The organism is Cognatundibacterium squillarum, assembly GCF_014652435.1.
Classification (GTDB): Bacteria; Pseudomonadota; Gammaproteobacteria; order Burkholderiales; family Burkholderiaceae_D; genus Undibacterium; species Undibacterium squillarum.
Map to the genome: position 1 here is coordinate 482,389 of NZ_BMYU01000001.1, position 26,477 is coordinate 508,865.

General features: G+C 52.7%; 22 protein-coding genes and 1 tRNA gene. 11 read left to right on the forward strand and 12 right to left on the reverse strand.

Annotation, left to right across the window (positions count from 1 at the left end):
- The first annotated feature begins 133 nt into the window (after positions 1-133).
- Positions 134-598, forward strand: a complete 465-nt coding sequence (locus tag IE092_RS02080) for a hypothetical protein (RefSeq protein WP_189355339.1) — start codon at positions 134-136, stop codon at positions 596-598.
- 155 nt (positions 599-753) lie between these two features.
- Here the strand turns inward: IE092_RS02080 and IE092_RS02085 are convergent, their stop codons facing one another.
- Together IE092_RS02085 and ppnN are read right to left on the reverse strand one after the other, a co-directional pair.
- Positions 754-1,713 carry a chemotaxis protein gene (locus IE092_RS02085; protein ID WP_189355340.1) on the reverse strand — a complete coding sequence of 320 codons (960 nt, stop codon included), beginning with the start codon at positions 1,711-1,713 and terminating at the stop codon, positions 754-756.
- 161 nt (positions 1,714-1,874) lie between these two features.
- On the reverse strand, positions 1,875-3,245 hold the full coding sequence (gene ppnN / locus IE092_RS02090; protein ID WP_308427094.1) for a nucleotide 5'-monophosphate nucleosidase PpnN: 1,371 nt from the start codon (positions 3,243-3,245) through the stop codon (positions 1,875-1,877).
- Between the two features lie 197 nt (positions 3,246-3,442).
- Here ppnN and IE092_RS02095 point away from each other — a divergent pair.
- Both IE092_RS02095 and IE092_RS02100 read left to right on the forward strand, forming a co-directional pair.
- A tRNA-Met gene (locus IE092_RS02095) sits at positions 3,443-3,519 on the forward strand.
- Positions 3,520-3,650: 131 nt separating this feature from the next.
- A complete protein-coding gene (locus IE092_RS02100) occupies positions 3,651-3,908 on the forward strand; it encodes a hypothetical protein (RefSeq protein WP_189355341.1) in 258 nt (85 codons plus the stop codon).
- 119 nt (positions 3,909-4,027) lie between these two features.
- On the opposite strand, the gene IE092_RS02105 is transcribed toward IE092_RS02100, so the two are convergent.
- Together IE092_RS02105 and IE092_RS02110 are read right to left on the reverse strand one after the other, a co-directional pair.
- Positions 4,028-4,822, reverse strand: coding sequence for a LytR/AlgR family response regulator transcription factor (locus tag IE092_RS02105; protein WP_229792978.1), 795 nt, complete (start codon positions 4,820-4,822; stop codon positions 4,028-4,030).
- Positions 4,819-5,856: a sensor histidine kinase gene (locus tag IE092_RS02110; RefSeq protein WP_189355342.1), complete on the reverse strand. Its 1,038-nt coding sequence runs from the start codon at positions 5,854-5,856 to the stop codon at positions 4,819-4,821. Before IE092_RS02110 ends, IE092_RS02105 begins: the two co-directional genes overlap by 4 nt.
- Positions 5,857-5,957: 101 nt before the next feature.
- On the opposite strand from IE092_RS02110, the gene argH reads away from it, so the two are divergent.
- On the forward strand, positions 5,958-7,352 hold the full coding sequence (gene argH / locus IE092_RS02115) for an argininosuccinate lyase (protein ID WP_189355343.1): 1,395 nt from the start codon (positions 5,958-5,960) through the stop codon (positions 7,350-7,352).
- A 222-nt stretch (positions 7,353-7,574) separates the two neighbouring features.
- Here argH and IE092_RS02120 read toward each other — a convergent pair whose 3' ends face one another.
- A complete protein-coding gene (locus IE092_RS02120) occupies positions 7,575-8,348 on the reverse strand; it encodes a pseudouridine synthase (protein WP_229792979.1) in 774 nt (257 codons plus the stop codon).
- A 133-nt stretch (positions 8,349-8,481) separates the two neighbouring features.
- A complete protein-coding gene (gene pmbA / locus IE092_RS02125; RefSeq protein WP_189355344.1) occupies positions 8,482-9,834 on the reverse strand; it encodes a metalloprotease PmbA in 1,353 nt (450 codons plus the stop codon).
- A gap of 229 nt (positions 9,835-10,063) precedes the next feature.
- Here pmbA and yjgA point away from each other — a divergent pair, with 229 nt between their 5' ends.
- The 3 genes from yjgA (at position 10,064) to IE092_RS02140 (ending at position 12,139) form a co-directional block, all read left to right on the forward strand.
- Positions 10,064-10,672, forward strand: coding sequence for a ribosome biogenesis factor YjgA (yjgA, locus tag IE092_RS02130; protein ID WP_189355345.1), 609 nt, complete (start codon positions 10,064-10,066; stop codon positions 10,670-10,672).
- Complete coding sequence (gene mog / locus IE092_RS02135; protein WP_229792980.1) at positions 10,665-11,285, forward strand: molybdopterin adenylyltransferase; 621 nt, start codon at positions 10,665-10,667, stop codon at positions 11,283-11,285. Before yjgA ends, mog begins: the two co-directional genes overlap by 8 nt.
- Before the next feature lie 170 nt (positions 11,286-11,455).
- Complete coding sequence (locus tag IE092_RS02140; RefSeq protein ID WP_189355769.1) at positions 11,456-12,139, forward strand: alpha/beta hydrolase; 684 nt, start codon at positions 11,456-11,458, stop codon at positions 12,137-12,139.
- A 281-nt stretch (positions 12,140-12,420) separates the two neighbouring features.
- On the opposite strand, the gene IE092_RS02145 is transcribed toward IE092_RS02140, so the two are convergent.
- The gene (locus tag IE092_RS02145) at positions 12,421-12,963 is read right to left on the reverse strand and encodes a YaeQ family protein (protein WP_189355346.1); all 543 of its coding nucleotides are present in this window, start codon (positions 12,961-12,963) and stop codon (positions 12,421-12,423) included.
- On the reverse strand, positions 12,963-13,829 hold the full coding sequence (gene purU / locus IE092_RS02150) for a formyltetrahydrofolate deformylase (RefSeq protein ID WP_189355347.1): 867 nt from the start codon (positions 13,827-13,829) through the stop codon (positions 12,963-12,965). The genes IE092_RS02145 and purU overlap by 1 nt, the downstream gene beginning before the upstream one ends.
- Before the next feature lie 1,037 nt (positions 13,830-14,866).
- On the opposite strand from purU, the gene IE092_RS02155 reads away from it, so the two are divergent.
- Positions 14,867-17,983 (forward strand): collagenase, encoded by a 3,117-nt coding sequence (locus IE092_RS02155; RefSeq protein WP_189355348.1) that lies wholly within the window; start codon positions 14,867-14,869, stop codon positions 17,981-17,983.
- Positions 17,984-18,269: 286 nt separating this feature from the next.
- Here the strand turns inward: IE092_RS02155 and otnI are convergent, their stop codons facing one another.
- Together otnI and IE092_RS02165 are read right to left on the reverse strand one after the other, a co-directional pair.
- Complete coding sequence (otnI, locus tag IE092_RS02160; protein WP_189355349.1) at positions 18,270-19,058, reverse strand: 2-oxo-tetronate isomerase; 789 nt, start codon at positions 19,056-19,058, stop codon at positions 18,270-18,272.
- A 1-nt stretch (position 19,059) separates the two neighbouring features.
- Positions 19,060-20,031, reverse strand: coding sequence for a bile acid:sodium symporter family protein (locus IE092_RS02165; protein ID WP_189355350.1), 972 nt, complete (start codon positions 20,029-20,031; stop codon positions 19,060-19,062).
- Between the two features lie 248 nt (positions 20,032-20,279).
- On the opposite strand from IE092_RS02165, the gene pepF reads away from it, so the two are divergent.
- On the forward strand, positions 20,280-22,145 hold the full coding sequence (gene pepF, locus IE092_RS02170; RefSeq protein WP_229792981.1) for an oligoendopeptidase F: 1,866 nt from the start codon (positions 20,280-20,282) through the stop codon (positions 22,143-22,145).
- Between the two features lie 149 nt (positions 22,146-22,294).
- Positions 22,295-22,894, forward strand: a complete 600-nt coding sequence (locus tag IE092_RS02175) for a hemerythrin domain-containing protein (RefSeq protein ID WP_189355352.1) — start codon at positions 22,295-22,297, stop codon at positions 22,892-22,894.
- Between the two features lie 19 nt (positions 22,895-22,913).
- On the opposite strand, the gene IE092_RS02180 is transcribed toward IE092_RS02175, so the two are convergent.
- On the reverse strand, positions 22,914-23,321 hold the full coding sequence (locus tag IE092_RS02180) for a DUF4019 domain-containing protein (RefSeq protein WP_189355353.1): 408 nt from the start codon (positions 23,319-23,321) through the stop codon (positions 22,914-22,916).
- A 140-nt stretch (positions 23,322-23,461) separates the two neighbouring features.
- Here IE092_RS02180 and IE092_RS02185 point away from each other — a divergent pair, with 140 nt between their 5' ends.
- Complete coding sequence (locus IE092_RS02185; RefSeq protein ID WP_189355354.1) at positions 23,462-24,529, forward strand: WD40/YVTN/BNR-like repeat-containing protein; 1,068 nt, start codon at positions 23,462-23,464, stop codon at positions 24,527-24,529.
- Here the strand turns inward: IE092_RS02185 and recD are convergent.
- Positions 24,511-26,469, reverse strand: a complete 1,959-nt coding sequence (gene recD / locus IE092_RS02190) for an exodeoxyribonuclease V subunit alpha (RefSeq protein ID WP_229792982.1) — start codon at positions 26,467-26,469, stop codon at positions 24,511-24,513. The two genes, IE092_RS02185 and recD, sit on opposite strands and share 19 nt — an antisense overlap.
- Positions 26,470-26,477 lie beyond the last annotated feature (8 nt).

The window sequence follows — 26,477 nt, forward strand, 5'->3', positions numbered from 1 at the left end:
CCGCATGAAAGATGCAGTGACCGGAAGTTCGTCAAAAAGTTTCCGGTTTCACACGAAAAAACCTGTATCCGCCTTGATGTGCGGAATACGGGTTTCCTTTTTACCGTGCGGTATTCTCCAGAACAGGATTGCTATGAATACCTTACTCCGTTTGTTCCTTACTGCCGCAGTAATGTGCAGTGCCGGGGCAGTTCAGGCTGAAGTACGCACCAGCATTTCAATCGGCTTCGGTACCGGATGGCACAGTCACGGGCACAGCATTTACCGCCCGTATTATGGTCATCATCATTATTACCGGCCTGCTCCGGTGTATTTCGGCCCGACAGTCACCTATTACAGCTCGCCGACGGTCTATGTCGCTCCCGCACCAGGCTATACCGTGTACAGCGCGCCAGTTGTCAGCAGCGCACCTGTCACGGTCTACAACGATATTCCCATCACCCGTGAAACCGTGACCGTCTACGACAGCCCGCGTCCGGCTGGCGCACCACCGGTCGATGGTTCCGGCGACTGGTGGTACTGCCATCAGCCTGATGGTTTTTATCCTGCAATAAAAACCTGCCCGTCCGGCTGGCAACGCGTACCGGCAAACCGCTGATCCATACACAGCTGTTCTGAGATACTGCACGTCGTTTGCGCAAGACAATCAGGAGATTCAGCCCCGTCACAGCAACAACAGCGCCAATAAAAAACCCGCGCCGGACAACACCGGAGCGGGTTTTCATCATCAGGCGGCATTCACCGCCGAAGGAATTACTTTTTCGCGAGAATGTTCCGAATCGTTGCAGCCAGCTCTTCCGCAACGAACTTCGCCACATATGCATCCGCACCAACCGCACGGATATGTTCTTCGTTCGTCGAGCCAGACAGCGACGAGTGAATAATCACAGGCAGCGACTTATACCGGTCATCCTGTTTAATCTTGCGTGTCAGGGTGAAGCCGTCCATTTCCGGCATTTCCAGATCGGTCAGCACCAGCGCAATTTTTTCACGCAAAGGTTTACCTTCAGCTGCAGCACCGGCAGCAATCGCCTGCAGTTTATCCCAGGCTTCTTTACCGGTTTTGGTCATAATGAATGGCGCATGAATCGCACCCAGTGTCTGCTCGATCAGGCTGCGCGCCACACCGGAATCATCGGCTGCCAGAATTACCGCACCCGGATTCAGCTGCAATTTACTACCAACCGTTTCAGGATCAACATCCTTGCCTTCCGGCGGGGCAATCTGGCGCAGAATCTGCTCCACATCGAGCACCTGTGCCAGACGGGTCGCTTCATTATCACCGTCCAGGCGCGCAATACTGGTCACCATACCACCAACCGCACTGTTCTCCGCAGACAGAACCTGGTTCCAGTCCAGACGAACGATTTCTTCCACTGACTCCACCGCGAACGCCTGCGTAGTGCGCGCATATTCCGTGACCAGCATAATATTCAGACCGGTTTTCGGTTTGCAGCCGACGACCGAAGGCAAATCCACCACGGGAATAATCTGTCCGCGCAAATTCACCACACCCAGCATATGCGGCATAGAACCGGCTACCGCCGTGATTGCCGGCATCGCGACGATTTCCCGCACCTTAAACACGTTTATGCCGAACAATTCGGAACGGGTTTCAGAAGCATCCATGCCCAGTCTGAACAGCAACAATTCAAACTTATTCGAGCCGGTCAGATTGGTACGCTCATCGACTTCTTGTTGTACGGTGCTCATAAATATTCCTATCTCAATTGGAAAACAGTGTTCAGTACCCCCCCTGTCTGCTGGCTTAATCTGATACAACACACAGCTTCATGCAGGGTAAAGATGACATCATCTTAGATTACCGCAGCCACAGAGAACAAGGCTAACTGTCAAATTCCGAAAAGTTGATGTTATTTAACAATACGATAGCAAGGCTGATACGCTTTGCCGGGTAGCTTCATCCTGTGTTGCGCAACAAACGATGTCAGCAATTTATCCATACGCTCCATGATATCGGCGTCACCATGAATTTCGAACAATCCATTTTCCTCAATCGCCCGGATTCCCTGCGCCTTCACGTTACCGGCAACAATACCGGAAAACGCTCTGCGCAACTGCGCAGCCAGCATATGTACAGGCTGATCGCGGCATATAGCGAGATTACGCATATTGTCATGCGTCGGGTCAAACGGACGCTGAAATTCCGGATCAATATGCAGCAACCAGTTGAAGTAGTACGCATCCCCTTTTTGCTTACGAAATGCACGTACATCACGAATACCATCAACCACTGCACTCGCCACCGCCTCAGGATTCTGTATGATTATCTGATAACGCTTTTGCGCTTCAGCACCAAGTGTATCGCCGATAAACTGATCAATCTGACGGAAATAAGCCTCTGCTGACGCCGGTCCGGTAAAAATCAGCGGGAATGGCAAATCCCGATTTTCAGGATGCAACAGAATTCCCAGCAAATACAAAATTTCTTCCGCAGTACCCGCACCGCCGGGAAACACAATCACGGCATGTCCGATACGCACAAAGGCTTCGAGGCGCTTTTCGATGTCCGGCATAATCACCAGATCATTCACGATCGGGTTCGGCGCTTCTGCAGCAATAATACCTGGCTCGGTCAACCCGATATAACGCCCCTGGCCTACACGCTGTTTTGCATGGCCTATGGTCGCCCCTTTCATCGGGCCTTTCATCGCCCCCGGACCACAACCGGTACAGATATCCTGACCGCGCAGGCCAAGCTGATATCCGACCTGCTTGGTGTAATCGTATTCTTCGCCGGAAATCGAATGCCCGCCCCAGCACACCACCAGATTCGGGTTAACTTGCGGCTGCAGCAGATTGGCATTGCGCAGAATATGAAATACCGCATTCGTGACACCCTCGGTATCACTCAGGTCAAATTGCGGATTGGACGTAATGTCTGCATGAATAAACAGGATATCGCGCAACACCGCAAATAAATGTTCCTGTATCCCCTTGATCATCACGCCGTCAACAAAAGCTTTTGCCGGCGCATTTTTCACTTCCAGCTTAATACCGCGCTCACGCTGGATGATGTTGACTTCAAAATTCTTATAACGCTCCAGCAATTCTTTCCCATCATCCAGACCGCTGCCGGTATTTAATACGGCCAGCGCACAATTTCTGAATACGGTGTACAAACCACCATGGCTGCTGTCGAGCAGTTTTCCGACTTCCGCTTTCGACAACACTTCCATCCGCCCTTCCGGCGAAATCACACTGTCGATTGTTGCGTATTCCATAGCATTCTCCTTCTGTGACAGGCTGACTGTTATCAATCGCCAGCCGCCTGTTTGCCCATTATGCACACAACTTTCCGGCGCGGAAGCTTGTCGCAGAGAAATCATGCATTTTTTAACATCCTGTTTGATTTTCATATCAAACACCCGCAAGGCCTTGCTTTTACGCCCTTACCTGTATATACTTCATGCCTCTCAGACGCGGGGTGGAGCAGTCTGGCAGCTCGTCGGGCTCATAACCCGAAGGTCGTAGGTTCAAATCCTGCCCCCGCAACCAAATCTCTCTTCAGCGTGCGTCCGCACCAGCTCAAACAATACCCATAACACCAACAGGAAAATTTTCTGATGGCGGATTATTGCGTTTTGCGTGACGCGCAGGCTGATTCGTAACCAGGCTGATACGGGCACATGAAAGATCACAAAGACAATGCGACACTGGAGTTGCCGGGCTTTGAGCTCCCGCTTCCCTTTGATCTGCCTGATCAGAAAAAAATAATTCCGACCGGACGCAAACCGCGCCGCCGGCAGGAGCAACTAGATTTACTGGCCGAACTGGGGCCAACGGATGTCACCGGCTTACCGGCATGGATCAAAGACGAATCACTCGATGATACCGGCCTGCCGGTCTGGCGATCCGAAGATGACGGACAGGATCAGCAAACCTGATTTCAATAATGTCAAAGCCAGAAAATGTCTTGATCCGGAAATTCTTTTAAAACAAAAAGCCCGCAATTAAGCGGGCTTTTTATTGATTTCCCGTCGCAAGAACGGGAAACACTCACACATTATCGCAGCAGCGGCTTGATGACCGACCACTGACGGCGCGAAACCGGCAGTTTTTCCGCGCAGCCGGCAACCAGCACCTGCCAGCCTTCTGAGACTTTTTCATCGCCATTCGGGCGACTGACTGACTGCACCACCTTCTCGACACCTGCGATTGCACTGCGGCGCACCAGCGCATTGCGGTGTACGCGCACAAAGCGGTCCGGAAATTCTGCTTCCAGCGATGTCAGCGAATCTTCGATCAGGTAAGAACGGAAAGATGTGTGCAGAGACACATATTTCTGATCCGCTTTCATAAACAGCACCTCGGAGACCGGCACCATCACAACACGACCGCGCTCCATAATTGAGAAGCTGGTGCGCGCAGGACGACGATCATCAGTACCGGAAATCTCGGGTTGCGGCAGACGCGCACGAACACGGCGCAGCGATTCCAGCAAGCGACTTGCGCGCACCGGTTTCAGCAGATAATCGGTTGCCTGCACTTCAAATGCTGGCAATGCAAATTCTTCGTATGCGGTGATATAAATAATTTGCGGACGATCACCCTCACCGGAAGCTGCACGCAGCGCTTTCGCGAATTCAATGCCCGTCATGACTGGCATCTGCACATCCAGCAGAATGACATCCGGTTTCACAGTCTGCATCAGACGCAATGCTTCCTGCGCATCACCAGTCTCTGCCACCACTTCGTGCGGAAATTCGTGTGCAATGTCATCCAGCAGGGTGCGCAAACGCACACGTGCAGGGGCTTCGTCATCCACAATTGCTATTTTGAACATTTGCTCAGTTTTCATTTTTTCGCCGGGAAATACAGTTTTACTACAAATTCTGAATTGAGCGCCTCACTGGTCATCCCTGCCTCGACATCGTATAACAAAGACAGTCTTTGTCGGATATTGTCTAGTGCAATCTGATTACCGGACGCTGCATAACCAGGCGTATGCTGCGGATTTTTAACAGTGACATCAACTTTATTTAAACTTTTTTTCAAATGTATCGAAACGGTTGCAACTTGTAACGAAGGTTCGACACCGTAATGCACGGCATTTTCGATTAACGGCTGCAATAACAGCGCAGGTACTTGTATCTCCCTGATATCCGCATCAGATAAGCCGGTAATCTGCCAGTCCGTTTGCAAGCGCTCTCCGAGCCGTACACTTTCAATTGCCAGATATTGTTTACAAAGCTGCAATTCATCTTCCAGAGAAATCATGATGCGGGCGTCACGCATCAGTGCACGGAACAAATCTGACAAATCCTCCAGCACGCGTTCGGCGCGACGCGGGTCCTGCCGGATCAGCGACAACACGGTGTTCAGGCTGTTAAATAAAAAGTGCGGACGTATCCGCGCCTGCAAAGCTTGCAGCCTGGCTTCTGCCAGTACCGGCGAATACGCGCGGGTGCGCAGTTCGAAGTAGCGCTGCAGCGCCATCCCCGTTACAAAGACAATTGTCATCACCGGCAAACGCTGAAATCGCGGATAAATCACATCCAGCACATCCGCAAGCCGGAACAGCTCCGCCACCACCCAGATCAGCAGAGCCGGAACAAGCCCGCAGGACAATCGTTGCAACCACGGGTGCAAACCAGCTTTCGGCATCAGCATACGCAATTTGCACAGCATAAGAACCGAACCGAGTACAACGGGCACCATCAGCGCGACCGCTTCGGCAAAATTTTGCACAAGCAGCAATCCCGATTCACCGCGCGCAGCAAGAATCAGAAACAAACCACCACTGACCGCTGCGAGTATGCGAAAAAGTACGCCAGTGTTGCAGCAATCGGGAATGAAGGCTTCTAAAACCTGAGTATTTTCTGTTTTCCGCATAGCAAAAAATGGCTGATTATCTGAGGGAATTATGCGCCATTGCTTTATAATCGTATGGAAATTTCCGACAAAAACGCAGTAATCTACGGCGAATGAGCAACATGACATCACAATTCCAGAAAAAAAGCGAAGCCTGGTCGGCGCGCTTTTCCGAGCCGGTTTCCGATCTCGTCAAACGTTATACAGCCTCTGTTTTTTTCGATAACCGCATGGCGGAAGTCGATATTCAGGGTTCGTTAGCCCATGCAGAAATGCTGTGCGCACAAGGCATCATCACAACACAGGATCATGCAGATATCCAGCGCGGAATGGCGCAGATTCTTGACGAAATCCGCAACGGCCAGTTCACCTGGCTGCTGGACCTGGAAGATGTGCATCTGAATATCGAAAAACGTCTGACCGAACTGGTAGGCGATGCCGGCAAACGTCTGCATACCGGCCGTTCGCGTAATGATCAGGTTGCAACAGATATCCGCCTGTATCTGCGTGGTGCGATCGATAATATCGTTGGCTTGCTGAAAGATTTACGCGCTGCGCTGATTAATCTGGCGGAACAAAACACCGACACCATTCTGCCGGGCTTTACCCATATGCAGGTAGCGCAGCCGATTACTTTCGGCCATCACATGCTGGCCTATGTGGAAATGTTCAGCCGCGATACCGAACGTTTGCTGGATTGCCGCAAACGTGTTAACCGCCTGCCGCTGGGTGCAGCGGCGCTGGCTGGCACCACCTTCCCGATTGACCGTGAACGTGTTGCTGCCACACTGGGCTTTGATGCGGTGTGCTACAACTCACTGGATGCCGTGTCTGACCGCGATTTCGCGATTGAATTCTGTGCGGCAGCTGCACTGATCATGACGCATATTTCGCGTATGTCAGAAGAGCTGATTATCTGGATGAGCCCGCGCGTCGGCTTCATTGATATGGCAGACCGTTTCTGCACCGGCTCGTCCATCATGCCGCAAAAGAAAAATCCGGACGTTCCGGAACTGGCACGTGGCAAAACCGGCCGCGTGAACGGTCATCTGATTGCATTGCTGACCCTGATGAAAGGCCAGCCGCTGGCATACAACAAAGACAATCAGGAAGACAAAGAACCGCTGTTCGACACCGTGGATACGCTGGTCGATACCCTGCGTATTTTTGCTGATCTGGCCACCGGCATCCGCGTGAAGCCGGACGCAATGCGCGCTGCTGCATTCCAGGGCTACGCGACAGCAACCGATCTGGCCGATTATCTGGTCAAAAAAGGTCTGCCTTTCCGTGACGCGCACGAAGCTGTGGCGCATGCTGTGCGTACCTGCGTGGAGAAAAACTGCGATCTCAGCGAATTACCGCTGGCAGAGCTGCAGGCTTACTCACCGCTGATCGCTGACGATGTGTTTGAAGTGCTGACACTGGAAGGTTCGGTTGCAGCACGTAATCACGTTGGCGGCACGGCACCGGAACAAGTGCGTCTGGCAATTGCCCGCGCCCGTGCAGCGCTGAACTGATCGCTGTTTCTACTGAAAACAGGAAAGCCACCTGCGGGTGGCTTTTTCTTTTGCAGACTGGAAAATGAAGCTGCTACCGATCAGACTTACTCAAAGACCGGTCTGAAGCACCCAAAATGCCCCAAATGCGGTGTTCAGCACAGCGATCCGGCGGTCGTCGGCAGAAAGTCCGGCTCTCCGGAAATGATCAATGCGGATAGCTGCACAATACGAGCCACTATCTCAGACTGAAATGTCGGCAGCTGGCGGCGTACAGACATACGCCTGCATCGCATTCAGCGTGTCTGCAAACATCGCTGCAGGCGGACAATCCAGTCGCAATGCTTCACCGCTGACCGGATGCTGCAAGCTCATCGCAGTACACGCCAGCATCAGCCGGTGACAATCAAAATGCTCACGAAAATAGCGGTTATACGCACCGCGTCCGTAACGCACATCGCCAATCAGCGGATGAAAAATATGTTTGAAGTGGCGGCGTATCTGGTGCTGGCGTCCGGTTTCCGGAAACACATTCACCAGCGAGAACCTGCTGACCGGATAACGCTCGATCAGCGCCGGAATTTCAAAACACTGCACACGTTCATAGCGGGTTTGCGCGCTTTGTTTTTCTTCGGTAGTCGCATCGTCATAATCATCTTCCACCCGTCCCAGAGCATGATCAATGTAACCCTGTGCAGGCACGAAGCCACGCACCAGCGCCTGATACTGCTTATGAATGCGCTGCTCTGCAAATTGGCGCATCAGATGCTGGGCCGTTTCCTTTTGCAAAGCCATCAGCAGAATGCCGGAAGTCGGTTTATCCAGCCGGTGCACAGGATGCACATACTGTCCGATCTGATCGCGCACGATCTGCAATGCGAAACGGGTTTCGTGACGATCGATTTCACTGCGGTGCACCAGTAAGCCAGAAGGTTTATGCACGGCAATCAGGTATTCATCGCGATAAATCACATCCAGTGTTTCCGCTGCGGTTTCTGCGGGAGTTTCAGTATTCACAGACAGCATCAGCGCACCCATTTACTCATTTTTGATTTGTTTAATAAACTGATTCAGAAAATCCGGATTCTGAAAAGCACAACGCGTCCATTGCTGGACGCGTTGTCGGAAAAAGCTCAGGCTGCAGTGGCGTTTAGTTACCTGCCACCATCATTTCTTCAATCAGAATCGAGCCGGTTTCTTTGTTGCCGCGTATCAGCGTATCGTTACCGATGGCAGCGATCTGCATATACATACTGCGCAGATTTCCGGCAATCGTCACCTCTTCCACCGGATACTGAATCACACCGTTTTCCACCCAGTAACCGGATGCGCCGCGCGAATAATCGCCGCTGACATAATTCACGCCCTGTCCCATCAGTTCCGTCACCAGCAAACCGGTACCCATTTTGCGCAGCATGCCTTCAAACGTATCTGCCTTGCGGGTCAGCTTCGATGCGAAGCGCAGATTGTGCGAGCCACCGGCGTTACCGGTCGTTGTCATGCCAAGTTTGCGGGCGGAATACGAAGACAGGAAATAACCTTGCAGCACACCGTCTTTCACCAGATCACGCTTCTGTGTACGCACGCCTTCATCATCAAACGGCGCAGAACCGGAACCGCCAATCACATGCGGATCTTCGATCACGCTGATATGTTCCGGGAAAATCTGTGTACCCAGCGAATCCAGCAGGAAAGTGGATTTGCGGTACAGCGCAGTACCCGCCGTTGCCTGCACCAGCGAACCGAGCAAACCTGCTGCCAGCGGCGCTTCAAACAACACCGGACATTTGCGCGTATCCAGCTTGCGGCCATTCAGACGGGCCAGTGCACGTTCGGCGGCGTAGCGGCCGATATCTTCCGGCGCTGCCAGTTTTTTCGGATTACGCTGTGATGAATACCAGTCGTCACGCTGCATTTTTGCACCGCGACCGGCAATCGGACAAACCGAAATCGTATGACGCGAAACAGGATAACCACCGATAAAACCACGCGAATTCGCATGTACGAAATGCGACTGCTGCAAATGCACGCCAGCGCCTTCGCTATTGGTAATGCGCTTATCAACGGCAAACGCTGCGTTTTCTGCGCGCAGTGCGATTTCCATCGCTTCTTCCGCAGAAATTTTCCACGGATAGCAAAGCTTCAGATCACGCGGACTGGTTTCCATCAACGCTTCATCCGGCAAACCGGCGCAGTCATCTTCTGCGGTAAAACGCGCAATGTTGTAAGCCGCATCGACGGTATCGCGCAGCGATTGCAGCGAAAAATCGGAAGTGCTGGCATTACCGCGACGCTGTCCCAGATACACGGTCACGCCGATACCTTTGTCACGGTTTTGTTCAATCGTTTCTACTTTTCCTTTACGTACGCCCACCGACAGGCCTTCGCCCTCACTGATTTCCACCGCGGCGTCGCTTGCGCCTTTTTCGCGTGCGAACTGCAACACATCGGCGGCGATTTGCTTTAACTGTTCCTGCGTGTGGGTAAATACGGGTTTGCTCATAAGCGGAAGTTTCTGGTTGTAAGAGAAAAGACAGAGATTACCAAAACAATATCAATATTGCCGGACAGCGTGCAGACAGGCGGATCTGCGATATCTTGCCGCACGCCGGATTTTGCGATCTTTTTCAGGGACTTAGCGCCTTGCAGCAGCCCAAAATCGCATCTATCCTCAGTAAAACGGTTATCATAGCAGCCGTTTCAATGAGTTTATATAGTAAAGGCGCTGAATTATGCCAAATCCGAACCGTGGCTCCTGCGGATTCCAGTCCAATGAGTTTGAGCAAGAGTACGACCGTCCGTCCAAATCCCAGTTAAAGCGCGAAATGGATGCCCTGCAAAAGCTGGGCGGCGAGCTGGTTGACCAGCCGCGTGACCGCGTTAAACGTGTACCAATGCCAGAAGATGTGCGCGACGCCATTCTGGAATGCCAGAAAATCAAAAACCATGAAGGCCGCCGTCGCCAGATGCAATACGTCGGCAAGAAAATGCGCTCGCTGACGGAAGAAGAAGTTGCAACCATCCAGCGCACCATCGATAGCTGGAAAGGCAGCTCCAAAGCAGAAACCGCACTGATGCATTCTCTGGAACGCCGCCGCGATCTGCTGCTGACCGATGAAAATGCACTGACTGAGCTGCTGACTGAATACCCAGAACTGGATGCGCAGCAAATGCGTACGCTGATTCGTAACGCACGCAAAGAACAGGCTGAAAGCAAACCGCCAAAAGCCTATCGTGAAATTTTCCAGATTCTGAAACAGTGCGCACATCAGGCTGCACTGGATGCCAAAGCGGCTGCTGATGCTGCGTCCGGCGATGATGACGAGGAAGACGATGCGTAATGATCTGACCGAACGCGCTTTGCGCATCGGTCTGGTCTCGGTGTCCGACCGCGCTTCGTCCGGCACGTATCAGGATCAGGGCATTCCTGCGCTGCGCGAATGGCTCGCCAGCGCACTGAGTTCCCCGTTTGAAATCCATGACCGCCTGATTCCGGATGAACGCGCACAAATCGAAACCACGCTGGTGGATTTGTGCGACAACCTGCACTGCGATCTGGTTCTGACCACCGGTGGCACCGGCCCTGCGCGGCGCGATGTGACACCGGAAGCCACGCTGGCCATCGGCACCAAAGAGATGCCGGGTTTCGGCGAGCAAATGCGCCAGATCAGTCTGCGCTTTGTGCCGACCGCGATTTTATCGCGTCAGGTTGCCGTCATTCGCGAAACGGATACGCACGCGGCACTGATTATGAATCTGCCGGGCCAGCCAAAATCGATCCGCGAAACGCTGGAAGGTTTGCGCGATGCCGACGGCAAAGTGATTGTGCCGGGTATTTTCGCGGCAGTGCCTTACTGCATCGATTTAATCGGCGGTCCGTATGCGGAAACACGCGGCGAAGTCTGCGCAGCCTTCCGCCCGAAATCGGCCATCCGTCCGGCAAAACCTGCCTGACACGGCGGGCATCCGCTGACGGATCTGAATACATGCCTGCATCACCGAAACGCCGACACACCACCAAAGCCTTGCTGGCACTGACGCTGGCAGCGGGTGGCGTGGGCGCAGCGGCGTATGCGGGCATTTCTGCGACTGCAAGTTCAACCTCACAACGAAAGTCACGCTCTATGAGTTCTCTGCTGCACTTTACCGAAGTGGAATCCGGCCAGAATCCGGAATTTGCGATTATCTGGATGCATGGTCTCGGCGACGAAGGCCGCTCTTTTGTCTCACTGGTTCAGGAACTGGATTTATCCCGCACCGGCGCAATCCGGTTTATTTTCCCGGATGCACCGATGATGCCGGTAACCATCAATAATGGTTATGTGATGCGCGCCTGGTACGACATTCTGGGTACCGATATTGCACGCCGCGAAGATGAAGCGGGTTTGCGCGTTTCGCAAATTGAAATCGAAAAACTGATCCTGCGCGAAATCCAGCGCGGCATTCCGGCTTCGCGTATTTTCCTTGCTGGTTTCTCTCAGGGTTGCGCCATGACGCTGCAAACCGGTTTGCGTTATCCGGAAAAACTGGCGGGTCTGATCTGTCTGTCCGGTTACATGCCGCTGGCGGACAAAATCACTGCTGAACGCGATGCCGCCAATCAGAGTACGCCAGTATTTCTGGCACACGGCGTGCATGATCCGGTCGTTCCTCTGCAACGCGCGGAACAGGCACGTGATCTTCTGAACTCGCTGGGCTACTCCGTTGAATGGCATCAGTATTTTATGCAGCACTCGATGAACATGCAGGAAGTGCAGGATATCTCTGCATGGCTGAACCGCGTCTGCGCGACGATCCGTCAGGGCTGAGCCTGAGACTAAGGCTGAGCCTCAGACCGCTCTGCCGGACAATATAAAAAATGCGGATGACTGTGCAGTTATCCGCATTTGTCTTTTCCGGATGACCAGACTTTCTGCCGACGACCGCCGGATTGCTGTGCTGATCGCCGCATTTCGGGCAATTCTGAGCAATTCTGGGCACTCCGGCAGCCGCCCGAACCAGCGCTGGCAAGATGCATCTGTTCAGGCAAAAAAACAGGGAGCCTGCGCTCCCTGTTTTCGTTTAACTCAGAAGGATTTCAGCAACCGCATTAACCCGGTTGTTTCAGCACTTCCGGCTGCACTTCTACGGTCTGATCACCACTGCTGATCCAGATTTGTCCGTCCTGTATCGTGCATTGCAACTGCATGTTGCGGCTGGCAAATTTTTCCAGCGCCTGACTTTGTTCAGACGGAATATTGATGACCTTCAGCACTTTTGCGCGATCCAGACGGCTGTTCATCGCTTTCCACCAGACATCGCTGGCGGATGCGTAGCTGTACACCACCACTTGCTCCGAACGACCGCAGGCTTTCAGCAGGCGGCGGTCATCCGGCTGCCCGACTTCCACCCATAACTGCACCGCGTCGGTATAGTCTTTTTCCCACAGATCCGGCTCCTCACTGTCGGAAATGCCTTTACCGAATTCCAGACGCTCAGATGCATGCAGCGCAAAGGCCAGCACGCGGATCATCACGCGCTCTTCGGTTTCAGACGGATGACGGGCAATCGTCAGGGCATGGGTCGCGTAGTAACCGCGGTCCATATCAGAAATAGTCAGTTCTGCTTTATAGATGGTGGATTTAAGTGCCATTATCGAAATACAACTGTTTTGTGTCCGTTTAAGAGTATGCGGTGCTCAACAAACCATTTCACTGCGCGCGCCAGCACCACACACTCCACATCACGTCCGATCGCGGTCAGTTCTTCCGGTGTCATCGCGTGATCAACCCTTTCCACATCCTGCTCGATAATCGGCCCCTCATCCAGATCCGTGGTGACAAAATGGGCGGTCGCGCCAATCAGTTTGACGCCACGCTCATGGGCCTGATAGTAAGGTTTCGCCCCTTTAAAGCTGGGCAGAAAAGAATGGTGAATATTGATCGCGCGCCCTTCCAGCGCCTGACACATCGATGCGGACAATATTTGCATGTACCGCGCCAGCACGACTAATTCTGTCTGATGCTGCGCCAGTACTTCCAGTATCCGCGCTTCCTGTGCCTGCTTTTGTGCATCGTTTGCACCGGCTGGCAAAGGAAAATGATGAAACGGAATATTGTAACTTGCCGCCAGCTGATAAAAGTCGGCGTGATTGGAAATAATTGCGCAAATCTCCACCGGCAGCAGACCGCTGCGGTAGCGGAACAGCAAATCGTTCAGACAATGCCCGATCCGCGACACGAAAATCACCACTCTGGGTTTGTGATGCGCGTCGTGCATTTCCCATTTCATGTGCATCGCTTCCGCAACCGGCGCGAATGCGGTGCGCAGACCGTCAAGGCTGTGTTCCGGTGTTTCAGCGGCAAAGTGAATACGCATAAAGTAAGTGTCTGATTGCAGATCACCGTACTGCGCAGAATCCAGAATATTGCAGCCCTGCTCCACCAGAAAACCGGAAACGCGGTGCACAATGCCGCGCTGATCCGGGCAGGACAAAGTTAAGATAAATTCCTGTTGCATAAAATCCCGTTCTGACGAACACGTCAGTTTCCGTTGAAAAGTGAAAACTGTACCTGATTTTTGCATTCATTTCGAATTTTATTCAGCCAACTACCGCCTTCGCGCAGTGCAGCAAATTTTGCTATGCAAGACCCCTGACGCTTGCTCAAGCCCGAAAGACATCAGGAATCCGCATTACCATTTATCGCCCGATTATTTCCTACAGGCAATTCTTTTAGCATACTCACACTTTTTTACTTGCTAAACAGCAAAGACAGTGGCAGGCGCTCACTTGCCAGATACCGCTTCGCACAAAATATTGTTCTCAGGAAATTTTCATCATTTTCATTACCTTTTCGCAAAGTCATCCGCTGTTCGTCGCTCGCGATAAACCTATGATTTCCATAAAGAAAGCTCATATCAGAGCTATGCATGCGGCATTCGGCATATGCAGAACAACCAAATATGCGTTAGAGGAAGCGCTCGAAACGGAATTTTATTTACCGAAATCAACGAAAAATTCAGCCCTCTGCCTTTTTATTCACGCGCATGATTTCCGATATTTCAGAAATACATATCTCATTTTTACAACAAGATTGTTTCACTGTGACTAATGATTAGTCGTTTTGTTACATCAAAACCTTCCAAAGCAGCAACTTTGCATACTTTTTTCTGTTTTTTTACAAATCCGCTTTGACTTTCGTCTGCGCTTCAACAAATATACCAATCGTATATTTTACGAATATCGGCAACACAGCTGATAACGAAGACAGATGAACTCTGGATCCGCTATCAGATTTTGACTGAGGGAATGCCAGTGCCCGCATGAAAACTGCATCAGGCACAGCAAACCTGAAAGGAGAACGAAAGGCTTTTATACGCAAAATATATTTGAAGGAGGTGCACAAAGGGAATGCAAACCACACCCCAGACACGAGCCTGCAAGTTAGCGGTGCAGGAAAAAATGGGGGAGCCTTAACCGGCGCAATAACAACAAGTCAGTACCTGACACATTGAAATAGCAGTACGAAATCTCTCACCTTAGTAAGGAGAACTCAGTGAGTACAAGTAACCGTTTCGTTCCAAACACACGTCTGCTCGCCGTATCCGCAGCTGTGATTTCTGTTTTCGCAACATTCAGTACAGAAGCAAACGCCGCAGGTCAGCACGACAAAGAAATGCGCGGCATGCGTAAATCCGGCTCGATGGAGTCGATGGTATTCGGTCAGCATCATCAGCACAAAGCACTGAGCCCTGCTGAACGTATGCCGAAGCAGGCAAGCACCTCCACCACCGCAAAAGTTGACTACAGCAAAAAGCAGACTACTTCGCTGCAACGCCCTTCGCTGCTGAAAGCCAACATGTCCGTCGCTGAAAAAGCGTCTGCACCAAAAGGCGTCAGCAAAGCCGCCGTTGCTGCATGTGACCGCGCAGCGTTCGCATCTGCTTCCGGCTCCACACTGGTCAATCTGGTGAAATCTTCCAGCACTGACTGTATCAATGATCTGTTCGGTGTTTCCGGCTCTCAGGCCGCTGCAATTTTCAAAGAAAGCCAGATGGTTTCTGTGGCGAATGCGTTCCGTACCGCAGCAGCTTCCTATGACGGCACGAACTCCAGCAGCATCGAACAGTTAGTCATGTTCCTGCGCGCAGGTTACTACGTTCAGTGGTATGACACTTCTGTCGGTACTTACGGTGCGACACTGACCACCGCGATTCAGGGCGCGCTGGATGCATTCTCTTCGAACGCCAACTTTGGCCTGATCAATGATGTACACGGTGAAATTCTGGGCGAAGTTGTGACGCTGGTTGACAGCTCCAGCCAGAATGCACGTTACCTGAACAGCATCGTTAAACGCGTTCTGACACTGAACAACAGCTTCCTGAACTACTGGTGGATGCGCGGTGCTGTAAATAATGCATTCACTGTATTGTTCCGTGGCCATCAGAATGCTGACTTCCAGGCGCTGGTGAAATCGGATACATCCATCATCGATACCCTGTACAACTTCATGAATACCAACTGGAGTGTTCTGGGCACCGACAATGACTATCTGGTTGCCAATGCCGGTCGCGAAATGGGCCGTTTCCTGCAATATGCGGAAGGCAGCGCGCTGAAGAGCATTGCAAAATCCCGTGTCAAAACGATGATCGACCGCAGCAGCATCACCGGCCCGACAGCATCTGTCTGGGTTGGCCTGGGCGAAATGGTCGATTATTACGACAAAGCCAACTGCAGCTATTACAACATGTGTGACTTCCAGACGAAACTGGATGCCACCATTCTGCCGATCAAATATAACTGCTCCCCTACCCTGCGTCTGAAAGCTCAGTCTCTGACAACAGCACAATTGCAGGAAGCATGTAATATCGTTGGCGGTGAAGAAGGTTACTTCCATCAGCAAGTTCAGTCCGGCAATATTCCGGTCGCGAACGACAATAACACCCAGCTGGAAATGGTAATTTTCAGCAGCTCCAAAGACTACGGCAATTACGCAGGTTCCCTGTACGGTATCGATACCAACAATGGTGGTATGTATCTGGAAGGTGATCCGTCTGCTGCAGGTAATCAGCCACGCTTCATTGCTTACCAGGCTGAATGGATGCTGCCGAAGTTCGAAATCTGGAATCTGACGCATGAATACATCCACTATCTGGATGGCCGTTTCGATATGTATGGCGACTTCAATGCTTCGATCTCGGTACCGAAAACCATCTGGTGGATCGAAGGTTTTGCCGAGTACATTTCTTACTCTTACCGCAAACTGGATTACACCGATGCGAAAAACCAGGCTGCAACCGGTGCATACCGTCTGAGCGATATTTTCGCAAACGACTATAACTCCGGCCAAACCCGTGTTTATAACTGGGGTTATCTGGCGGTACGTTACATGTTCGAAAAACAGCGTAACAAAGTCTCTTCTGTACTGGGCTACCTGCGTCCGGGTAATTACTCTGGCTACAGCAGCTACATGAACAGTCTCGGCACCTCGCTGGATTCTGACTTCGCGAACTGGCTGCCATGCGTGAACAATGCATCCCTGCCGCAATGTACTGGCACAACACCGCCAGTCAACAGCGCACCGGTTGCAGCATTCAACAGCAGCGTAAACGGTCTGACCGTGGCATTTACTGACACATCGACAGACAGCGACGGCGCAATTGCTTCCCGCAGCTGGAACTTCGGTGACGGTACAACATCGACTGCAGCAAACCCGAGCAAAACTTACTCTGCAGCAGGTACCTACACAGTAACTCTGAAAGTAACAGACAATGCAGGTGCAAGCACGACCACCAGCAAAACTGTGACTGTCAGCGCAACACAGACCAACAAACCACCGGTTGCTGCATTCAACAGCACAGCCAGCGGCCTGACTGTGAACTTCACTGACGCATCCACCGATGCAGACGGCACAATCGCTTCCCGCAGCTGGAACTTTGGTGACGGCACAACTTCCACCGCAGCGAATCCAAGCAAAACCTACGCTGCAGCAGGTACTTATACTGTGACACTGACAGTAAAAGACAATGCAGGTGCAAGCACCACCGTCAGCAAAACCGTGACTGTGAGCGCAGGTACAACCAATAAAGCACCGGTTGCTGCTTTCACTAACACTGTTTCCGGTCTGACAGCGACCTTCACTGATGGCTCTACTGATGCAGACGGCACGATCGCATCCCGCAGCTGGAACTTCGGCGACGGTACAACATCGACCGCAGCAAACCCAAGCAAAACTTACGCTGCAGCAGGTACCTACACGGTAACGCTGACAGTGAAAGACAATGCTGGCGCAAGCGCAACTGTGTCGAAATCGGTGACTGTCACTTCCGGCGGTACTTCTCTGCCAGAATGTACAGGTAGCGCTGAAGTGCTGGGCAAAAACTGCGTACGCAGCAACCTGAGCGCAACAGCCGGTAACTATGTCTACATGTACATCAACGTACCTGCAGGCACACCGAAACTGACCATCACGACCTCCGGCGGCACTGGCAATGCAGATCTGTTTGTCAGCACACTGGGTACATGGGCAACCCGTGATTACTACAACTACGGTTCTTACACCAGCGGCAACAACGAAACTGTTGTTGTGAACAATCCACCAGCTGGTTATGTATTCGTCAGTCTGTACGCAACCACCAACTTCTCCGGCGTGAAGGTCACTACTCAGTACTGATCCTGAACTCCTGATAAGTTCAAGGCCTGACGCCAGTCAGGCCTCTGCAAAACACAAAGCCGCCGTAGTGATACGGCGGCTTTGTTGTTTCAGGCACGGATGGAACCAGTGATGAAGACAGTGATTCTGCGCGGCACCGGAGAAACAAAGATTATGCGGCTATCGTCATTTCCGATTCTGCAAGGCCCGGACTTTCTGCCGACGACCGCTGGATCGCTGTGCAGAGCACCGCATTCAGGGCCAATTCAGGCTGGTTAAAGGCTGATTCAAGGCTGGTTGACGGCTGTCAGCGAAGATCGCGCAGCCAGCTCAGGCCTGCAGACGTATTGCCTTGCGGACGATATTCACAACCGACCCAGCCGCTGTAAGCCAGCTCGTCCATGCGCTGAAACAAATACGGATAGTGAATTTCACCAATATCCGGCTCATGCCGCCCCGGATAACCGGCAAGCTGTATATGCGCAATCTGCCCGTGCTCACGCACCAGACCATCCTGCAGCCAGTGACTGAGACTGCCTTCCGTGCGCTGACAATGGTAAATATCGAACTGCACCGCCAGCGCAGGATGTTGCAGTTCTGCGCAAATCTCTGCAGCCTGCGCCTGATAACGCAAAAAGTAGCCCAGCATATCAGCATTATTAATCGGTTCAATCAGAATGCGGCATCCGGCTTGTTCAGCAAGATCTGCGGCGTAAGCCAGATTCTGCAGATAGGTGTTACGGTATTCACCGGCATCTGCACCGGCAGGCAGGATGCCAGCCATCACATGAATCAGCCGGTTCCCCAGCACTTCCGCATAGTGCAGCGCCAGCGCGATACCTTCACGGAATTCAGCCTCTCTGCCCGGCAGTGCCGCCAGTCCGCGCTCGCCGCCATCCCAGTCACCGGGCGGCGCATTGAATAAGACTTGCTGCAAACCGTGCTGTTGCAGCAGCGATTTCAGTTTGTCCGGCTGCCATGCGTAAGGAAATAAATATTCCACGCCCTGAAAACCGTCCGCCGCAGCCGCAGCAAACCGTTCTGTGAACGGTACTTCGTTGTACATCATGCTCAGATTTGCAGCGAACTTCGGCATTTCACTCTCCTTCGGACTGATTCGCAAAGCGCTGCGCCAGCACTGTGCATACCATCAATTGCAACTGGTGAAATAACATGATCGGTAACAGCACGATCCCGGCTGCGCCGCCCGCAAACAAGACTTTTGCCATCGGCACGCCGCTGGCCAGACTCTTTTTCGAACCGCAAAATAAAATCGTAATGCTGTCAGCACGGTTAAAGCCCAGCAAGCGTGAAGTTAACACGGCAAACACCATGATAATCGCCAGTATCAGCGCACTCACCAGCAGCAAAGTGCCGATCAGACTCAGCGGCAGTTTGCTCCATAAACCCTGCACCACGGCTTCACTGAACGCGACGTACACCACCAGCAGAATCGAACTCTGATCCAGTTTTTTCAGAAATACCGAATGACGGTCCACCACTTTGCGCAACAGCGGACGCAATACCTGCCCCGCCACAAAAGGCAGCAATAACTGGTTCACAATTTTCAGTACCGGCTCCCATGAAAACGGTCCGGCATCACCGGTTTTTACCAGCAAACTCACCAGTACCGGTGTGATGAAAATACCGAGAATATTGCTGGCAGATGCACTGCAAACCGCCGCAGGAACGTTGCCGCGCGCTACGGAGGTAAATGCAATCGATGACTGCACGGTCGATGGCAGCACGCATAAATACATCACACCCAGATACAGTTCCGGCGTCAGCCACGGTTGCAGCAAGGGTTTCAGGACGATGCCGAGCAAGGGAAATACCGCAAACGTGATGCTCAGCACCAGCAAATGCAGCCGCCAGTGGAATAAGCCGGCAATCACTGCCTCCCGCGATAAGCGTGCGCCGTGCATGAAAAACAGTAAGGCAATCATCCCCACCGACACCTGATCAATACCGGCAGCGAATTGTCCGCGTGCCGGAAAAAAACTCGCCAGCAAAATCATGCTGAACAGCATCAGCATCATGGCGTCGGGTAAATATTGTTTTAATTTCATATGTTTCGTTTCGGAAAATGACGGAAATTTCGCTGCAAGAAAAAATCGTCCGCCAATCAGGCAAACTGACTTTCCGGCGTCAGAACAATCCAACGAAATCACCGCGCAAAGATCGGATTCATCGTCAGATTGCCGAATTTTCTGTGTATTTTAAGATCATGCCACGCTACGGGGTATAACCGAAGTTATCTGTACCGGAAATGCTTTATATTCGCGGATTACCCCGACTGTTAATGATGGAGTTTGTCATGAAACCTCGCCTGATTCCCCTACTGATCAGCCTTTGCCTGTCTGCGCCTGCGATAAGCAACGCTGCGCATCCTAACGATACTGAAGCGTTCCGCTGGAAACTCAGTGATATGTACAGCACGCAGACAGCGTGGAAAGACGATGCAGCGAAAATGCGTGAGCAGCTGACCCAGTTTCAGCAATGCGCAGGCCAACTGACGGCAACGCAGGCGAAGTTTAAAGCCTGTCTGGATCAGTATGCGGATATTCAGAAGCGGTTTGCGCGTCTGGCCGTGTATGCGTCGCAGTTCCACGATCAGGATACCGGCAATACAGCCGGTCTGGATTTACAGCAACAGGCCGATATTCTGGGTAACAAGCTGGAAGAGGCCACTTCCTTCCTGCGTCCGGAACTGATTGCCGCCGGCCCGAAAAAAATCGACGCGTATCTGGCAAAAGACAAATCCCTGCAAATTTACCGTCAGCCGCTGACCGATATTTTGCGCAGCAGCGCCCACACCCTGAGCAAATCCAGCGAACAAATCGTTGCACAGTTCGGTGCAGCCACCGGTACAGCAGCAGCAACCTACAGCACGCTGTCAAATGCCGATATGCCGTGGCCAAAGATCAAGTTGGCTGACGGTCAGGAAGTGACGATTGATCAGGCCGCTTACACAAAATATCGCGCCGCCGGTAACCGCGATGACCGCAAACGGGTGTTTGATGCATTCTGGGGCAAGTGGAAAGAGTTTGAACGCAGCTATGGCGTGATTTTTTACGAGCAACTGAAGCGCGACAGCGTCTACGCCAAAGTCCGTAACTATCCGGATTCACTGACACAAGCGCTGGATGGAAATAATCTGCCGCGCGCTGTCTATGACACGCTGATCGCGCAAACCCGCGCTAACTTGCCGACGCTGCACCGCTATTTCCGCCTGCGCGCGAACATGCTGGGTGTAAAAGACCTGCAATATTTCGACATTTACCCGCCTCTGGTTTCCGGCAACTTCGTTTACCCGATTGATCAGGGCGTGAAATTCATGCTGGACTCCGTTAAACCGCTGGGCGACAGTTACACCACCGCGATGACAAAAGCCACCACTGCAGGCTGGATGGATGTGTATCCGCGTCCGCGTAAGCGTTCCGGCGCCTACATGAACGGTGCTGCTTACGATGTGCATCCTTACATTCTGCTGAACTACAACGATGACTACGAATCCGTCTCCACGCTCGCGCACGAGTGGGGCCATGCGATGCATTCGTATTTATCGAACGGCACCCAACCGTTTATCACATCGGATTACCCGACCTTCACAGCGGAAATCGCATCGACCACGAATGAAGTTTTCCTGCTGGATCACATGCTGAAGATCGCAAAAACCGATGAAGAACGCTTGCTGTATCTGGGTTCTGCACTGGAAAACCTGCGCGGCACCTTCTTCCGTCAGGCGATGTTTGCCGACTTCGAACGCGAAGTACATGCCCGCGTTGATAAAGGTGAATCGCTGACCGGTGAAGAACTCAGCAAAATCTATACAGATATTCTGAAAAGCTATCACGGCGATAAAGAAGGTGTCATGAAAATTGATGACACTTACGGCATCGAATGGGCGTACATTCCGCACTTTTATAACCGCTTTTATGTATTCCAGTATGCGACTTCCATCGCGGCCGGTTCGATGTTTGCAGACAGTATCCTGCAAGGCAAAGACGGTGCACGTGACCGCTATCTGAACATTCTGAAAGCAGGCAGCTCGGCTTATCCTTACGATCTGGTGAAATCTGCCGGTGTGGATCTGGCCAGCCCTGCGCCGTATCAGGCAGTGTTTAAACGTATGAATGCGATCATGGATCAGATTGAAGCGATTCAGGCGAAAAAGAAATAAATAACGCAAAAAATTACGGTGCAATACTGAACGGACTGTGAACTTTAGCTCACAGTCCGTTTTTTTATCCTTTTGCCTTTGCGCTCAGTCAAAATCCCCTCGAATCCCTAGGGTTAAATTAGCCGCAAACAACCTGACGGAGACCACAATTGAGCGCCAGAAACTTTCATCCGATTTCAGTTGATATCATTCAGCAGGAACATGAACATCTTTCCGCGGTCATTCAGGGCATGCTGTATTTTGTGCGTGCCATCAAAATGGGTGGTACACCGCCAGATCTGAAAGTGTTCCGTGCAATGCTGTACTACATCACGGAATATCCGGAAAAAATTCATCATCCCAAAGAAGACCAGTATCTGTTCGCCAAAATCAAAGAGCGCACCCATCAGCTCGATTTTGAACTGGACGCACTGATTGAACAGCACAGCCGTGGCGAAATGCTGGTGCATACGCTGCAGGACACGCTGCTGGAATACGAATTCGCCGGTGCACCGGCCTTCGATAAATTTGCAGAACAGGTGGAACAGTACGTGAAGTTCTACTATCAGCACATGCGCAAAGAGGAAGAAGTCATTCTTCCGGTTGCCAAACAGGTGCTGCATATTGCTGACTGGCAGGAAGTGGATCAGGCTTTCATGGAAAACCGCAAACGCCTCGATGACAGCGGCGAACGCTATCGTTATGAGCAATTATTCTCGCTGATCGTCAACATCAGCCCCGCCCCGATCGGCGTGGCTGATCCGCTGTAATCGTTACATTACAGGCGGGTTATTGCAGAAAATAACCCGTCACCTTCCAGCTGCCGTCTTTGGTCTCGGTCAGCACCACGGTTTCCTTTACCTGCGGTGCTTTTTCAAAAGCAGTCTGATACACCACAATTTTGTACTTACCCGCCGGTGCGCCGGGAAGATCGGATTTGATGTCTTCCGTTTTAAATTCGCGCTTCAGCATTTTGCCGGTCTGTGCATGAATTTGTTGCAGCGTTTGGGTCCATTGCAGCTCGCTCACATTTGCCTGAAAACCGGCATCAGCCTCTTTCCACGACTTTGCAAAATCACCCTGATCAATTATCTGCACCCAGCGGTCCGCCGCTTCGTGGGTGCTCTGATCGGCGGCAATGGCTGTTCCGCTCAGCAAACTCAGGCTCACAGCAATACAAGAAATCCAGCGACGCATAGGTTTTTCCTCTTCTGTAACGGGTCACACACCCGGATGTGGCAGTTTAGCGCAAAAAATTGCCAAAATGCATATTTGAGCACAGCCATCGGGCGGACGTCCTCTACAATAGTGGCTCTCCGAAAACAGGAAATGACGAAATGCGCGTACAACCATCACTGTTGCTGACCTCACTTTGCTTACTGATCAGTCAGGAAATTTATGCCGCTGACGCGGTCTGGCAACGATTCAACAGCCCTGTCACCGCAGAATTGCGCGGCCTGTCTGTGGTCAGCAGCTCGGTAGCCTGGGCCAGCGGCGCACAGGGAACGGTGTTGCGCACCACCGATGGTGAACACTGGGAAAAGATCGCCGTACCCGGTGCAGAAAAACTGGATTTCCGTGCGATCAAAGCATTCAGCGATCAGATTGCGTGGATCATGAGTGCGGGACCGGGCGACAGCTCCCGTATCTTCCTGACCAGAGATGGCGGCCAGCACTGGGAACAGCGTTTTGTGAATACTGACCCGAAAGGCTTCTGGAATGCGATTACCGTTACCACCGAAGGCATACTGACGGTTTTCGGCGATCCGGACAGTAACGGACTGCAATTCTGGCAAACCAATGCGCAAGGACAGAATTTACAAAGACTGCCTGTTTCTGATGCCTTGCGTCCGCTGGAAAATGAAGGCGCATTTGCCGCCAGCGGCACTTGCCTGTTTCAGCTGAACCCGCAGCATTTGTGGGCGGTCACCGGCGGCGCAGTGCGTGCCAGAATCGCGCGCAGTAGCGATGGCGGTCAGCGCTGGGAAATGCATGATTTACCGCTGGCCGCCGGTGCCGCCAGCCGTGGTGCTTTTTCCGTCAGTTTCCGCGATCCGCTGAACGGCGTTGTGGCGGGCGGTGACTACAAAGAAATTCACTACGACAGCGCCAACCTCGCGCTGACCAGCGACGGCGGCAAAAACTGGCAGAGCATACGGGCTTTGCCAGCCGGATTTTTATCCGTTGTCACGCATATTCCGGGAACCCGGCAAACCGTGGTGGCCGGCGGTCTGACCGGTTCCGGAGTCAGTCGGGATGGTGGTCTGCACTGGCAACAGCTGGACAGCACACCGGTGAACACAATTGCGTTTGCCGACCCGCAGCATGGCTGGGCCATCGGCCCTAAAGGTTTGCTGCTGCGCTACCAGGGACCGGCGCTGGATACTCAGTCCGACAGCAAGTAACGCAATCCGCTGTTACGGCGTGTCACCTGCGCCGTTGCCTGTTCCAGACTGCCGGGCGATGCGGTCAGCAAGGTAAAGCAGGTTTTTGCGCGGGTAATGCCGGTGTACAGCAATTCGCGGGTCAGCACCTGTGTTTGCTGCGGCGGCAACACCAGCGCCACATGGCCGAATTCTGAACCCTGTGATTTATGAACCGTCATCGCATACGCCGTTTCCACATCGCTCAGCCGGCTTGCCAGCACGCTGTGTAACTGATCTCCGGCAGGAAAATACACCCGCACTGAACCTTCACGCGCCGGATCCGGCAGACAAATCCCGATGTCACCGTTGAATACACGCAGACTGTAATCATTGCGGGTCACAATCACCGGCCGTCCCACATACCAGTCACCCTGACGCCGGATTTTTTCCTGTTTCAGCAGGGCCGTTTCGATCAGCGTATTGATGCCCTGCACACCCCAGTCGCCTTCGCGCACCGCACACAGCACACGGAAGCGGTCAAATGCTTTCAGCACCGCTTTTACCCAGCTGTCGTAGTCGGGCCAGGATTCTGGTCCGGCGTTCAGTACAGACCTGAATGCCGCGTAGCCGCTTGCATCCGTATGGGCATCCCTGCCATGCAGAAACAATGGCAGACTTGCTGCAATCTGCGCCGGCTGTTGCCAGCTCAGCACATCATCTTCCGCTGCGCGCAGTACGCTGGCCGCACTTGCCGCATCTCCGCGATTGACCGCCAGCGCAAGCTGACCAATCGCACCACCGAAGCGGCGACTCTGGCGCAGCATCGCGGTGTGCTGCGCCAGCAGGCTGCGACTGGTCAGGAAATTGTCCGGTATTTGCTCTCCGGTCGCGTCAGCCAGCCAGTCTGCCGTCGCGCGGCTGTAGCCGCCTTCGGTGGCAAATTCGCATAAATCTGCCATCACTGCACCGGCTTCCACCGAAGCAAGCTGATCTTTATCACCGAGCAGTATCAGTAAAGTATGCGGCGCCAGCGCATCGAGCAGATTCGCCATCATTTCCAGATGAATCATCGACGCTTCGTCCACCACCAGTACATCCATTTGTAAAGGATTACCGGCATGGTGACGCAGACGACGGGTGTCTGGTCGCGCGCCAAGCAGACTATGCAGCGTGGTTGCAGACGGGATCGCACTCGCCAGCTGTTCCGCACTCAGCACGCTGTTGAGCACCGGTGCCAGCGCAGCCAGTGCCGCATCAATCGATTGTTTCAGGCGGGCCGCAGCTTTTCCTGTCGGTGCGGCCAGTGCAATCCGGAACTGATCCGGATGTTCCTGCAAAGCCAGCAGCAGACACAATAAACGCGCAACGGTGAATGTTTTACCGGTACCGGGGCCACCGGTAATCACACTGAATCGTCCGCGCAATGCCAGCGCACAGGCAATGCGTTGCCAGTCCGGCCCTGCATCTGCCGCATTTTCCGGATTTGCCGGAAACAGTTTTTCCAGCCATGCGCGGATGCGTTCTGACGGCAAATCACCGTCATTCGCATGCGCAGTTTGCAAGCGCCGCTGAATGGCCGTCGCAATCGCTTGTTCATCCTGCCAGTAACGGCGCAGATACAAGCGGTTCTGATCCAGAATCAAAGGTTGTCCGGCATCCGCTTGCCCGCTATCCGCCAGCCATACCAGCCTGCAAGCGGCTAACACTTGCCGCCAGCCAGCGAGGTCTGCAGGCAGAACACCAAAGGCTGCCTGCAGCAAAACACGCTCTTCGGTATTCAGCGCTGTCAGCAGTAAGGCAGGCGCTGATTCGTCATCTACACAAATACAGGAATGCCCCTGCGCTTCCGCCTCTGTCAGCTGCAACACAAGCCAGATCAATGCATCCGGTACAGGTGCATGTCTTTGCAGATAGCGTATAAAGTTCAGTGTTAACAAACTCAGCCTGCCATCCTGTGCCAGTTGCTGCAGTGTATTCATTGCAGAGT